The 13,271-nt window shown below is 60.7% G+C and carries 13 protein-coding genes; 2 read left to right on the top strand and 11 right to left on the bottom strand.

Annotated features, from left to right (window positions below; genetic code table 11):
• Window positions 1-109 precede the first annotated feature (109 nt).
• From V7773_RS26760 to V7773_RS26745, 4 genes are all read right to left on the bottom strand, one after another.
• Entirely contained in the window at window positions 110-1,027 is a 918-nt protein-coding gene (locus V7773_RS26760) for an SdiA-regulated domain-containing protein (protein ID WP_336076125.1), read from the bottom strand.
• A gap of 121 nt (window positions 1,028-1,148) precedes the next feature.
• Window positions 1,149-2,081 carry an SdiA-regulated domain-containing protein gene (locus V7773_RS26755; protein WP_336076124.1) on the bottom strand — a complete coding sequence of 311 codons (933 nt, stop codon included), beginning with the start codon at window positions 2,079-2,081 and terminating at the stop codon, window positions 1,149-1,151.
• Window positions 2,082-2,310: 229 nt separating this feature from the next.
• Window positions 2,311-2,976: a fumarylacetoacetate hydrolase family protein gene (locus tag V7773_RS26750; RefSeq protein ID WP_063323441.1), complete on the bottom strand. Its 666-nt coding sequence runs from the start codon at window positions 2,974-2,976 to the stop codon at window positions 2,311-2,313.
• 42 nt (window positions 2,977-3,018) lie between these two features.
• Window positions 3,019-4,413, bottom strand: coding sequence for an FAD-binding oxidoreductase (locus tag V7773_RS26745; RefSeq protein WP_063323440.1), 1,395 nt, complete (start codon window positions 4,411-4,413; stop codon window positions 3,019-3,021).
• A 205-nt stretch (window positions 4,414-4,618) separates the two neighbouring features.
• Between V7773_RS26745 and serA the strand changes: the two genes are divergently transcribed.
• Window positions 4,619-5,848 (top strand): phosphoglycerate dehydrogenase, encoded by a 1,230-nt coding sequence (serA, locus tag V7773_RS26740; protein WP_003186856.1) that lies wholly within the window; start codon window positions 4,619-4,621, stop codon window positions 5,846-5,848.
• Between the two features lie 80 nt (window positions 5,849-5,928).
• On the opposite strand, the gene V7773_RS26735 is transcribed toward serA, so the two are convergent.
• Window positions 5,929-6,354 carry a DUF4399 domain-containing protein gene (locus V7773_RS26735; RefSeq protein ID WP_336076123.1) on the bottom strand — a complete coding sequence of 142 codons (426 nt, stop codon included), beginning with the start codon at window positions 6,352-6,354 and terminating at the stop codon, window positions 5,929-5,931.
• Between the two features lie 133 nt (window positions 6,355-6,487).
• On the opposite strand from V7773_RS26735, the gene V7773_RS26730 reads away from it, so the two are divergent.
• Complete coding sequence (locus V7773_RS26730) at window positions 6,488-7,066, top strand: transporter substrate-binding domain-containing protein (protein ID WP_092146591.1); 579 nt, start codon at window positions 6,488-6,490, stop codon at window positions 7,064-7,066.
• Between the two features lie 214 nt (window positions 7,067-7,280).
• Here the strand turns inward: V7773_RS26730 and V7773_RS26725 are convergent, their stop codons facing one another.
• The 6 genes from V7773_RS26725 to V7773_RS26700 form a co-directional block, all read right to left on the bottom strand.
• Entirely contained in the window at window positions 7,281-7,907 is a 627-nt protein-coding gene (locus V7773_RS26725; protein ID WP_336076122.1) for a class I SAM-dependent methyltransferase, read from the bottom strand.
• 63 nt (window positions 7,908-7,970) lie between these two features.
• Entirely contained in the window at window positions 7,971-8,615 is a 645-nt protein-coding gene (locus V7773_RS26720) for a methionine ABC transporter permease (protein ID WP_336076121.1), read from the bottom strand.
• The gene (locus tag V7773_RS26715; RefSeq protein ID WP_336076120.1) at window positions 8,605-9,729 is read right to left on the bottom strand and encodes a methionine ABC transporter ATP-binding protein; all 1,125 of its coding nucleotides are present in this window, start codon (window positions 9,727-9,729) and stop codon (window positions 8,605-8,607) included. The genes V7773_RS26720 and V7773_RS26715 overlap by 11 nt, the downstream gene beginning before the upstream one ends.
• 1 nt (window position 9,730) lies before the next feature.
• Window positions 9,731-10,540 carry a MetQ/NlpA family ABC transporter substrate-binding protein gene (locus V7773_RS26710; protein ID WP_063323436.1) on the bottom strand — a complete coding sequence of 270 codons (810 nt, stop codon included), beginning with the start codon at window positions 10,538-10,540 and terminating at the stop codon, window positions 9,731-9,733.
• Window positions 10,541-10,713: 173 nt separating this feature from the next.
• Window positions 10,714-12,072: an LLM class flavin-dependent oxidoreductase gene (locus tag V7773_RS26705; RefSeq protein WP_336076119.1), complete on the bottom strand. Its 1,359-nt coding sequence runs from the start codon at window positions 12,070-12,072 to the stop codon at window positions 10,714-10,716.
• On the bottom strand, window positions 12,072-13,265 hold the full coding sequence (locus V7773_RS26700; RefSeq protein ID WP_336076118.1) for an SfnB family sulfur acquisition oxidoreductase: 1,194 nt from the start codon (window positions 13,263-13,265) through the stop codon (window positions 12,072-12,074). The genes V7773_RS26705 and V7773_RS26700 overlap by 1 nt, the downstream gene beginning before the upstream one ends.
• Between the last annotated feature and the right edge of the window lie 6 nt (window positions 13,266-13,271).

The following is a 13,271-nucleotide window of genomic DNA, read 5'->3' as shown; positions in this document are numbered from 1 at the left end:
AAAGCGGTGAGCGCTTCGCACTCAAGCGGGAGCAAGCTCCCTCGCCACAATGATTCAGGTCGGTCTTGAGTGATCGGGTGGGCTTGCCGCGGGATCTTTTCCTATCTGTTCAATCAGGCTGCGGCTTCTTGAATACGTAGAACAGATTCGGCTCGCTCACCAGGTACAGGTTGCCATCGTCGTCCATGGCGAGGCCTTCGGCCTGGGGCACGGTTTTTTGCAAGCCGTGGCGGCCCTTGCTCAACGACAGCGTGCTCAGCGGCCGGCCGTCAATATCCAATTCGATAATCAGCCGCGACTCCTCGGACAGCGCCAGTAAGTGGCCGCTGCGTTCGTCGTATTGCAGGCTTGAGAGGTCGCGTACGAACAGCCCGGCATCGCGTTTGGGGTTGTTGATCACATGGACGGCATAGGACTTTTCCGGATTGTGATGGGGAAACCCATGCACTTCATAAATCAGCATCGGGTCGCGTTCCTTCGCCACGAACAGGCGTTTGCCTACCGAATCGTAGGCCAGCCCTTCGAACCCCTTGTTGCCGCTCATGTGTACGCCCAGGGTTATCTGTTCGGCTTCGGCGGCGTCGATGAATTGGGTGTCCTCTTCCAGGTGAATCTTGATCAGGCGCTGCTGACGCTCGTCGGTGATGACGTAGATGTCTTCGCTGATGAACTCCACCGCCTCCGGATCGCCAAAGCCGATCAGGGCGATGCGCCGCAAAATCTTGCCGTCCAGCGATAACTCGACCAGCTCGGCATTTTTATTGGTGACGGTGAACAGGCTCTTGCGGATCGGATCGAACGTCAGCGCTGAAACGTCATCGTCCAAGCCGTCGATCGCCTGCGCCTCGAGCGTGACTCGGTATTGGTCCAGGGCGATGGCCTGTTCGCTGGGGGTTCGCCAGAGGGTGTTGAGGTTGAACCAGGCTCGTTCGAACAGGCGCAGATGCTGGCCGGCGGTGATCAGGAAGATCAGCACCAGCGTCAGCAGTATCAGGATCAAAGGTTTGGGGCGGGCGAGTCGACGCATGTTGGGGTGGGCTCGGATAAGAACAGGTGCCTGGAAATACCACGGTTGCCTGAACTGAAGCTTAATGGCTGTGTGCCACACCCTACAACAATGGAGGATTTATCCTACAGAGTTAGTGCTGTCAGCGCTGTTTTTCGAAACGATAGAACAGATTCGGTTCGCTGACCATGTACAGATTGCCGGCCTCATCGACGGTGATGCCTTCGGCACGAGGGATTGTGTCTTTCAGGCCGTTGAAGCCGCCCAGCAAGGCCATGAAGCTGACCTGCTCGCCTGTTTCGTCCAGTTCCAGCAGCAGATGGGAGTCGGCCGAAAGCACCAGCATGTGACCGGTGCGCGGATCGATCGCCAGTGCCGAGAGGTTGCGCAGGTCCAGTTCATTGCTGACATGGATTTGCTTGTTGCCCTTGAGCAATTGGCTACCATCGCTTTTCCAGGTGAACAGCGCCGGTGGGCGTTCCTCCCCGAGTACCAGTTGCTGGTTGCGCGGGGCCCAGGCGATCGCTTCGAACCCTTTGTTCTTGTTCTTGGATGGGCCTAGATCGTAGTGGGGGAAATCGGCCTTGTTCAATTCGCGGGTGTCGGGACCAACGTGGACGATGGTCAACGTGTGACGTCGTTCGTCGGCGATAGCCAGCAGGCCGTTTTCCATATAAGTCACGCCCTCGGGGTTGCTCCAGCCCACCAACGGCATCTTGCGCAGCACATCGCCTTGCAGGGTCAGCTCCACCAGGAACGGGTTCTTGCCCATGACGGCGAACAGTGTCTTGGTCTGCGGGTTGTAGGTCACATCGGACGCCTCGTCCTTCTCCATGCCGGGTAGCGGCTTGGCGTCGATCACGGCGTGGTAGTCCGGCAACCAGATACTCGCCTGGCGCTCGGCTGGGCTCTGGAAGTGTTCCGATAGCCAAAGCAGGCCGCGGTCGTCCCAGTGCATCGCAAACGCCAGGCCATAGGCTGCGGCCGCTGCCAGCAGCGACCAGGCATACCAGGGCAGGGCGAAGCGGGAGCGGCGGGCGGGTTTGGCGGCAAACAGTGCTTGGGTTTTGGCCATCGGGGAATGCGTTCCAGAAAATTCGGCTAGGGGAGTGGCTGGCTCAGATGCCGCATTCCCCGGAATTATCCGGATGGCATGTGAAAAAAACGGTAAATGATCGCAAATGCGTCATGTCTACCCTGTGGGAGCGAGCTTGCTCGCGATAGCGGTGTGTCAGCCGACATCGATGTTGGATGATGGCCTCATCGCGAGCAAGCTCGCTCACAGGGGAGCACGGGTTTAGCCGTTAGCGAACGCTGCTTTCGAAGCGGCTCGCTCCCGGCAACTCCAGTACCAGTTCATCGCCTGCATTCAGCGGCCCGACGCCTGCCGGGGTGCCGGTGAGGATCACGTCGCCGGCCTGCAACGAGAAGCAGCCGGCCATGTATTGGATCATCGGCACAATGGGATTGAGCATCAGGCTGCTATTACCGTCCTGGCGCACTTCACCGTTGATGGTCAGGCGAACGGGGATGTCGGTCAGGTCGGCAAAGGTGCCGTTCGACACGAACGGTGCGAGCACCGCCGCGCCGTCGAAGGACTTGGCCACTTCCCATGGCAGGCCCTTGGCCTTGAGCTCGGCCTGCTTGTCCCGCAGAGTCAGGTCCAGGGCCGGGGCGAAGCCGGAGATCGCGTCCAGTACTTCTTCAGCGCTGGGCTTGGTGGACAGCGGCTTGCCGATCAGCACGGCGATTTCCGCCTCGTAGTGCACCGAGCCACGGTCGGCAGGAATGCTGAAACCACCTTCCAGCGGCACTACGCAACTGCCCGGCTTGATGAACAGCAAGGGTTCGGTGGGTACCGGGTTATCCAGTTCCTTTGCATGTTCGGCGTAGTTGCGGCCAATGCACACCACTTTCCCTACCGGAAAATGAATACGTGTACCGTCGACATACTGGTGCTGATAGCTCATTACCGGCTCCTGCTTCTGGGATTCATCAGGTGTTTTTAGGCGTCAAATCGCGAAAATCTTGCCCGGGTTCATGATGCCGTTCGGGTCGAATACCGCCTTCACCGCTTTCATGTACTCGATTTCCACAGGTGAACGACTATAGGTCAGGTAGTCGCGCTTGGTCATGCCCACGCCGTGTTCGGCGGAAATCGAGCCGTTGTACTTCTCGACGGTCTCAAAGACCCATTTGTTCACGGTCGCGCACTTGGCGAAGAACTCATCCTTGCTCAGGTTTTCCGGCTTGAGGATGTTCAGGTGCAGGTTGCCGTCGCCGATGTGGCCAAACCAGACGATTTCGAAGTCCGGGTAGTGTTCGCCGACGATCGCGTCGATTTCCCGCAAGAAACCCGGAACCTTGGAGACGGTCACCGAGATGTCGTTCTTGTACGGCGTCCAGTGGGAGATGGTTTCGGAAATGTATTCGCGCAGCTTCCACAGGTTCTGCAGTTGGGTTTCGCTCTGGCTCATCACGCCGTCCAGCACCCAGCCTTGCTCCACGCAATGCTCGAAGGTTTCCAGGGCGTGATTGGCGACTTCTTCAGTGGTGGCTTCGAATTCCAGCAGGGCGTAGAACGGGCACTCGGTTTCGAACGGTGCTGGCACGTCGCCGCGAGCGAGGACCTTGGCCAGGGCCTTGTCGGAGAAAAATTCGAAGGCGGTCAGGTCCAGCTTGCCCTGGAAGGCGTGCAGCACCGGCATGATCGAATCGAAGTCCGGCGTGCCGAGCACCATGGCGGTGAGGTTTTTCGGCGCACGGTCCAGGCGCATGGTGGCCTCGACCACGAAGCCCAGGGTGCCTTCGGCGCCGATGAACAGCTGCCGCAAGTCATAGCCGGTGGCGTTCTTGATCAGGTCCTTGTTCAGCTCCAGCAGGTCACCCTTGCCGGTGACGACCTTCATGCCCGCCACCCAGTTGCGGGTCATGCCGTAGCGAATGACCTTGATCCCGCCGGCATTGGTGCCGATGTTGCCGCCAATCTGGCTGGAACCGGCCGAAGCGAAGTCTACCGGATAGTACAGGCCATGTTCTTCGGCCTTGTTCTGCAGTTGTTCGGTGACCACGCCAGGCTGGCAGACCGCGGTGCGGTCGGTGAGGTTCACGTCGAGCACCTGGTTCATGTAGTCGAATGACACGACCACTTCGCCGTTGGCCGCCACGGCGGCGGCGGAAAGCCCGGTACGCCCGCCCGACGGCACCAGCGCGACCTTGTGTTCATTGGCCCAGCGCACAATGGCCTGGACCTGCTCGGTGGTCTTGGGAAAGACGATGGCCGTGGGCGCCGGGGCGAAATGCTTGGTCCAATCCTTGCCGTAAGCGTTCAGGGAGTCGGCATCGGTCAGGACCTTGCCAGGCTCAACCAGGGTCTTCAGCTCATCTATCAGGGCAGGATTGGTCATCGACAGAACTCTCGAACAATTCATGGTCATCCTGAGAACGCTTCACGTCGCAGGAATGAGTGTTTAGCGGGGTGCATATGCTAGCATACCGACCCCGCAGCGTAGTGCCCAACGGCTGTTCTGCGGCGACGGCTGTCACGCCGGTCGGGCCAGCATGCGCTGTCCGATTCCCTGCCATTTTTCTCCGGGACACAGGTTTACGCAGATGAGCAAGACTTCTCTCGATAAGAGCAAGATCAAGTTCCTTCTTCTCGAAGGCGTCCACCAATCGGCTGTCGACGTCCTCAAGTCGGCGGGCTACACCAGCATCGAGTACATCACCAGTTCTCTGCCGGAAGCCCAGCTCAAGGAAAAGATCGCCGATGCTCACTTCATCGGCATTCGCTCCCGTACTCAATTGACCGAAGAGATCTTCGACCACGCCAAGAAACTGGTGGCGGTCGGCTGCTTCTGCATCGGCACCAACCAGGTTGACCTCAATGCGGCGCGCGAGCGCGGCATCGCGGTGTTCAACGCGCCGTACTCCAACACCCGTTCCGTTGCCGAACTGGTGTTGGCCGAAGCGATCCTGCTGCTGCGCGGCATCCCTGAGAAGAACGCTTCCTGCCACCGTGGCGGCTGGATCAAGAGCGCGGCCAACTCCTTCGAAATCCGCGGCAAGAAGCTGGGTATCGTCGGTTACGGCTCGATTGGCACCCAGTTGTCGGTACTGGCTGAAGGCCTTGGCATGCAGGTGTTCTTCTACGACACCGTGACCAAACTGCCCCTGGGCAACGCTACCCAGGTCAACAACCTGCACGAGTTGCTGGGCATGTCCGACATCGTGACCCTGCACGTGCCGGAAACCGCTGCCACCCAGTGGATGATCGGCGAGAAGGAAATCCGTGCCATCAAGAAGGGCGGGATCCTGATCAACGCCGCTCGCGGCACCGTGGTCAAGCTCGACGCCCTGGCCGACGCGATCAAGGACAAGCACCTGATCGGCGCCGCCATCGACGTGTTCCCGGTGGAGCCGCGCTCCAACGACGACATCTTCGAAAGCCCGCTGCGTGGCCTGGACAACGTGATCCTGACCCCACACATCGGCGGTTCCACCGCTGAAGCCCAGGCCAACATCGGTCTGGAAGTGGCGGAAAAGCTGGTCAAGTACAGCGACAACGGTACGTCGGTATCGTCCGTGAACTTCCCGGAAGTGGCTCTGCCGGCACACCCTGGCAAGCATCGCCTGTTGCACATCCACGAGAACATCCCGGGTGTGATGAGCGAGATCAACAAGGTCTTCGCCGAAAACGGCATCAACATTTCCGGTCAGTTCCTGCAGACCAACGAGAAAGTCGGCTACGTCGTGATCGACGTCGACGCCGAATACTCGGACCTGGCGCAAGAGAAGCTGCAGCACATCAACGGCACCATTCGTTGCCGGGTGTTGTTCTAAGAAGGTTGGACGGCAAGTTGAGGTTTGGCTTGCAATAAAAAACGGGAGCTTCGTAAGGGGCTCCCGTTTTTTTGCCTGCGTTACTTCACGGTGACGGTGATCTTCTTGGACACGATCGTCGGATGGAACGGCATATGGCCGCTGTCACCCAATATCAGCTGCAAGGTATGTTTGCCCGGGGCCAGTTTGATGGTGGCCTCGGTTTGTGCCTTGCCGAAGTGCATGTGGTTGGCGTCGGTCGGAATCGGTGCGCCTTCAGCGGGCAGTTTGTCGACATCGATCAGCAGATGATGATGCCCGGTGTTTTTGGTCACATCACCCGCCGGAGCCAGGGCGATGTCCTTGACGCCGAACTTGACCTTGAATTCCTGGGCAACGGTGGCGCCGTCTTCCGGGGAAACGATGAATACCTCTGCGCCTTTGGGAGCGGGGGTTGCGGCAGTCGCCAGCATCGAAGTACTCAGCAACAGGCCGGCCAACGCGGCACGAGACATAAAGCTTTTCATTTTTTTCTCCAATTTTTCCATGAAATCCGCCTGGCCATGACAACTTCATGACCAATCGTTGTCGAAGCCTGCAACAACCATAGCAAAGCGAGCCTGAAACGAGCGTCGCTTGTATAAATACAAAGGAGTGACCATGCGCTTTCTGCCTGGCCTGATCTGCCTGCTACCCCTTTTGAGTCCCCTGGCTCATGCCGAACTGATCGATGACATCAATGACCGTGGCGAACTGCGCATTGCCCTTGAGGCCAACGCCGCGCCCTTCAACTTCAAGGAAGACGGCAAACTCACTGGTTTCGAAGTGGAGCTGGGCGAAATGCTTGCCAGTGAGCTCGATGTACGCCCCGACTTCGTGGTCACTGATGCCGGGGACCTGATGAGCGGGGTGGAGAGCGGCAAGTACGACGTCGCCATCAACCACATAGCAATGACCCCGGAACTGGTGGAACGTTTCGACACCAGCGCTGTTTACAGTCAGCCGGATGCACAATTGCTGGCGAGCAAGGAGCAGACGCCACGCCCGCTGGTCATGGCGCAGTCGTTCCAGCCCGAAAAAAAGAGCGACCCGGCGCCGAGCCTGGTGATTCCGTTCCAGAAGGGCAACCCGGCGTTCAAGGCCAGCCTGGACAACGCCCTGACACGTATCAAGGAGGATGGAAGGCTGGAGCGGTTGTCGCAGAAGTGGTTGGAAAAACAGCCAGCGGAAAACAATTGAGGCTTGGATTCAACGCGACACTTTGTGGCGAGGGAGCTTGCTCCCGCTGGGCTGCGAAGCAGCCCCAATCGGGATAACGCAAGACTCCAGGCAGACCGTGTCATCCGGTTTTACGACGGCTGCGCCGCCGAGCGGGAGCAAGCTCCCTCGCCACAGGGTTCTGTTTGGACCGGGGGACATGGTTACCGCTCACCCTGGCCAAACAGGCCTGTCCTCAAGACTTGCGCCAGACACTCGCCAACCAAGGCTGTTGCTCGCGCGGCAGCCCAGCCGGTCGGTAGTAATGCTCCAGTTCCACGAAGCCTGCGTCGCCAAGCAGCGTGCGCCAGGCCGCGAGGTCGTGATAAGCGCCGAAGCGCTGGCCGTTCCAGCCCTCCTGGTTTTCGCCCCGTGGGTTGGAGCTGAACAGCACGCCGCTGGGCTTGAGCGTCGCATGCAGTTGTTTCAGCACCCGAGGCAGTTCCTGGACCGGGATATGAAACAGCACGGCGTTGGCAAAGATCCCGTCGAAGCGTTCAGCCGGCAGGTCGAGTTTCAAAAAGTCCTGTTGCCACACTTCGCACCCGCTGTCCTGGCGCGCCATCCGGGCAAATTCCGCTGAGCCATCGAGGCCCACCGCCACATGGCCCATGGCGGTGAACGTGCGCAGGTCTCGTCCGGGGCCGCAGCCGAAGTCCAGGATGTGCAACGGTGCCTGGGCCTGAATGTGTCGCAGCAACGCGTCGATGTTCTGGCTGACGTCGTGATCGCGAGTGCCTTCGCGGAAGCTGTCGGCGACCGCGTTGTAATGGCCCAGGGTCGTGGCGGTGATGGTTTGCAGGTCGTCGGGGGTGTGTTTCATGGTCGCTGGCTTGGAATGGGGGAGCGTGAGCCGACTATACCGCAAGATCATTGATCGCTCAGGTCAGCGCTTGTTCAAGCCCCGCGCCAACCGATCCCCACCGAGTTGAATCAACGCCACCAATGCCACCAGCAACACGATCACCGTGAGCATGATCTGGCTGTCGAAACGCTGGTAACCATAGCGGTAGGCGATGTCCCCCAGGCCGCCAGCGCCGATTGCCCCGGCCATCGCCGAGGAGTTGATCATGGTCACCAGTGTGATGGTAAAACCGCCGACGATGCCCGGCCGTGCTTCGGGCAGCAGCACATGCCAGACAATGTGCCAGCGTCGGCACCCCATGGCCTGGGCCGCTTCGATCAGGCCATGGTCGACCTCCCGCAAACTGACTTCAGCGATGCGGGCGAAGAACGGGGTGGCGGCGATGGTCAGGGGAACCACCGCGGCCCAAACGCCGTACGTGGTGCCGACAACCAGTCGCGTGAACGGAATCAGCGCCACCATCAGGATCAGGAACGGTATCGAGCGGAACAGGTTCACGAACGCGCCCAGGACGCGGTTCAGGGCGGGCGCTTCATAGATCCCACCCTTGTCACTGGTGACCAGAATCACCGCCAACGGAATGCCCGCCAGCAACGCGATCAACGACGACACGCCGACCATCAGGAAGGTGTCGATGAAACCCTGCAATAACCGATCAAACCACATAACCCAGCACCTCCACCCGTTGCGCCCAATTGCCCGCACGTTGGCGCAGTTCCTCGGCGCCCCATGACGAACCGCTCACGGCCAGCAGTAATTGCCCCAGCCCGTGACCCTGAATCCGTTCGATGCCGCCGTGCAGCAAGCGCACCCGACCACCGAGGGCGCTGAACAAGGCGGCAAGATCCGGTTCCTCGCGATCTGTACCGGTGAATTGCAGGCGCAGCACGGTAGCGGCATCCGCCGATGCTGGCAGGGCCTGCAAGCGGCTTTGCAGTTCTTCAGGTATGGCGTGTTGCAGGGGGGCCAGCAGTGTTCGACTGACGTCGTGTTGCGGGTTACCGAACACTTCCCAGATCGGACCCTGCTCGACGATCCGACCTTGCTCGAGGACCACCACGCGGTCACACACCTCGCGAATCACCGCCATTTCATGGGTGATCAACACGATGGTCAGGCCCAGTCGCTGATTGATCTCTCGCAGCAAACCGAGGATCGATTGAGTGGTTTCCGGGTCCAGGGCCGAGGTAGCCTCGTCGCAGAGCAGGATCTGCGGATCATGGACCAGCGCCCGGGCGATCCCGACGCGCTGCTTCTGTCCGCCCGAGAGTTGCGCCGGGTAGGCCTTGTGCTTGCCCTGCAAACCCACCAGCTCCAACAGCTCACGAACTTTCTGCTGGCGCTCCTCCTTGGGCACGCCGGCGACTTTCAGCGGCAGCTCGACGTTCTGCCACACGGTCTTGGCCGACATCAGGTTGAAGTGCTGGAAGATCATGCCGATGCGCCGACGCAGGTCCACCAGGCGGTCTTCATCGAACTCGCCGATGTCTATCTGATCGATCAGCACCCGGCCACTGGTGGGTTGTTCGAGGCGGTTGATGGTGCGGATCAGTGACGATTTGCCAGCGCCGCTGCGGCCGATGATGCCGAACACTTCGCCGCGCTGGATCGCCAGGTCGATGCCTTGCAGCGCGGCCACCGGCCCCTGGGCGCCGTTGTAGGTCTTGCCCAGGCCGATAAAGCGCACGTGGGCACGGTTGAGCTCTGGATGCAGTTCGGTGTGTTTGGCGCTTCTGGGCGGGGGGGCTTCTTGTCGAAGTCGAGCATTGACGGCGTTCATGTCAGCTTTCCCAGCCGGGTTGGTAGAGCTTGCCGTGGGCCTTGTCCAGGGCCGCTCGCACGGCAGGCGAGTGCTGATAGATGTCGACGAACTTGATCAGCCGTGGATCGTTCTTGCTCTTGGGCTGGATCACGAACTGAATCACGTATTCCTTGTGATCGAGGCCGTCGAACAGCAAGGCAGAGCTGGCATCGAAAGTCTTGGCCAGGCGGATGTAGGCGGGATAACCCTGCACCAGGTCGGCGTCTTCATAAGCACGCACCAGTTGCACGGCTTCGACCTGCAGGATCTTGAGTTTCTTCGGGTTGGCGACGATATCGTCTTCGGTGGCCTTGTAGCCGACGCCCGGCTTGAGGCTGATCAGCCCGGCCTTGGCCAACAGTTGCAGGCCGCGACCGCTGTTGATCGGGTCGTTGGCAATGGCGACGCTGGCGCCTTCCGGGAGCTCGTCGAAGCTTTTGTATTTTTTCGAATAGAGGCCGACGTTGTTGATGATCCCCGGTGCAAAGGGCACCAGATCGAACCCGGCGGCGGCCTTGGCGTTTTCCAGGAACGGGATGTGCTGGAAGTAATTCACGTCGATGTCGCCGGAGGCCAGGCTGACGTTGGGCGCTATCCAGTCGCTGAACTCCACCAGTTCGACCTTCAGGCCTTGCTTGCTGGCCTCTTCCACGGCGGCCTCCAGGGGAATGGCGAACGCGGCGGTGGTGCCGATTTTCAACGGTGCGTCGGCGGCAAACAGTGCCGAGCTGAACAGGCCGAGGGCCAGGGCCAGTGCTTTGACTGGCAGGGTCAGGAGTTGCTGGGTCATGTCGGATATTCCAGTCATTGATTAATTGAGCCATGTGCTTGTGTGGCGAGGGAGCTTGCTCCCGCTGGGCCGCGAAGCGGCCCCAAACCAGTCCGCTCGGTCTGTCGGTTGAAACCTCGCCGGCAGGGCGCCTGCTTCGCAGTCGGGCGGGAGCAAGCTCCCTCGCCACAGGGTCAGTGTCGGTAGGTTGAGCCGGTGTGTTGTTCAGGTAGATGAGCCCCCGCGCGAAACAGCTTTTCCCGCAAGGTCCCGTTGTCGTATTCGGTCTTGTACGCGCCGCGCCGCTGCAGTTCGGGAATCACCAGGTCGATGAAGTCCACGTAGCTTTGCGGCGTGACGATGCGGGTCAGGTTGAAACCATCGAGGCCGGTTTCAGCGATCCAGGATTCCAGTTCGTCGGCCACCTGTTCGGGCGAGCCGACCACCGTGATGTAGCGACCGCCCAAGGCGTGTTGTTCGAGCAATTTGCGCCGGGTCCAGTCGTTGTTCTGCAAGGTCTTGGTGGCTGACTGGATGGCGTTGCTCTTGACGTACTGGATCGGTTCGTCCAGTTCGTACTGGGAAAAATCGATGCCCGTCGACGCGGAAAAATGCGCCACGCCGGCCTCGGCGCTGGCATAGCTCAGGTACTCGGCATGCTTGGCCCAGGCAGCCGCTTCGGTCTCGCCGACGATCACGTTCAGGCCCATGAACACCTTGATGTCCCCGGGGTTGCGCCCGGCCTCGACAGCGCTGGCGCGGACCTTGTCCACCTGGGTCTTGGTCGCCGGTTTGTTCTGGCCGCTGATGAACACGCACTCGGCATGCCGTCCGGCGAACAGCAGGCCGCGCTCGGAACTGCCGGCTTGGAACAGCACCGGCGTGCGCTGGGGCGAGGGTTCGCACAGGTGATAACCCTCGACCTGATAGAACTCGCCCTGATGCCGGACCTTGTGCACTTTCTCCGGCTGCGCATAGATCCGCCGCTGGCGATCGTTGAGTACCGCGTCGTTTTCCCAGCTGCCTTCCCAGAGTTTGTAGAGCACTTGCAGGTACTCGTCGGCCTGGTCGTAGCGGCGGTCATGCTCGACCTGCGCGGTCAGGCCCATGGCCTTGGCGGCGCTGTCCAGGTAGCCGGTGACGATGTTCCAGCCGACCCGGCCGCGGCTCAGGTGGTCGAGGGTGCTCATGCGTCGGGCAAACAGGTACGGCGGTTCGTAGGTGAGGTTGGCGGTGAGGCCGAAGCCGAGGTTCTTCGTGACGGCGGCCATTGCCGAGACCAGCAGCAACGGGTCGTTGACCGGCAGCTGGATCGACTCCTTGAGCGTGACGTCCACCGACTGTTGGTACACGTCATAGACCCCGACGATGTCGGCGATGAACAGCCCGTCGAACAATCCGCGTTCGAGCAATTGCGCCAGGGCGGTCCAGTATTCGATCGTGTTGAACTGGGTCGACGTGTCCTGGGGATGAGTCCACAGGCCGTGATTGATGTGCCCGATGCAGTTCATGTTGAACGCGTTGAGCAGGATCTTTTTCTTGCCGGGAGCCATCAGATAGTCCCCCGCAGCGGCGGTTTTTCATCGTTGAGGTAGAAGTTGCCCACCGCATGGTATTTCCAGCGCACCGGGTCATGCAGGGTGTGCACCCGGGCGTTGCGCCAGTGGCGGTCGAGGCCATGTTCGGCCAGGGTCGCCTGGCTGCCGGCCAATTCGAACAGCGTGCTGCTGGCGGCCAGGGATATTTCGGTGCTGATGGCACGGGCCTCGGCCACGGCAATCGAGGCGGCGGCGACCGTGTCGGCCCGGGTGTCGGCCTGGGCCCGGTCGAGGAATTCACCGGCGCGTTCCAACAGGGCTTCGGCGGCATGCAGGCGGATGCTCAGTTGGCCGAAACTCTTGAGGGTGTGCGGGTCTTCGGTGGCGACGTCGCTGGTGGCGTCGATCCAGGGGCGGGTTTTATTGCGGACAAAATGCAGGGCGTCTTCGTAGGCGGCGCGGGCGATGCCGGTGTCGATAGCGGCGTGAAGAATCTGCGCCAGCGGCCCTACCGGTGTGGGACGTTCGAAGGCGCTCTGGAAGGGTACGATGTCGGCGGCGGCGACATAAACGTCTTCGAACACCACCGAACCACTGCCCGTGGTGCGCTGGCCAAAACCGCTCCAGTCGTCGATCACCGTCAGGCCTTGGCTGCTGCGAGGGACGAACGCCAGTTGTTGCACACCGTTTTCGTCCACCACTGACGTGGGGATGCGCTGGGCGTAGATCGCGCCCGTAGCGTAGAACTTGCGACCGTTGATGCGATAGCCCTCGCCGTCGCGGCGCAGTTGGGTGATGCGATCATGGGCAGTCTTGGTGCCAAGTTCGGCCAGGGCGTTACCAAAGCGCTGGCCGGCGAGCACTTCGGCGTAGAGGCGTTGTTTTTGCGCTTCAGTGCCGTTTACCCGTAGCACTTCCAGGGCATAGAAATGATTTTGCGGAATCTGCCCCAGCGAGCTGTCGGCCTGGGAAATCAGCGCAATGACTTTGGCCAGGGTGACGTTGGACACACCGGCACCGCCATAGGCCGTGGGCACGCTGATACCCCACAGGCCCGAGCGGGAGAAGGCCTCCAGTTCCGGGTACGGCAAACGGCGCTCGCGGTCGCGCAGGGCGCTGTCGCGCTTGAGGTCATCGGCCAGGTCGCTGGCCACGATCAGGGCTTGTTCATCGCTGGTGATCACCGCGACGTGTTGAGAAAGCGTCATGTGCTG

This window comes from Pseudomonas sp. 3JA (genome assembly GCF_036961705.1).
Lineage (GTDB): Bacteria > Pseudomonadota > Gammaproteobacteria > Pseudomonadales > Pseudomonadaceae > Aquipseudomonas > Aquipseudomonas fluorescens_Q.
The sequence above is the reverse complement of the archived record's forward strand: the minus strand, read 5'-3'. Positions and strand labels throughout refer to the sequence as shown.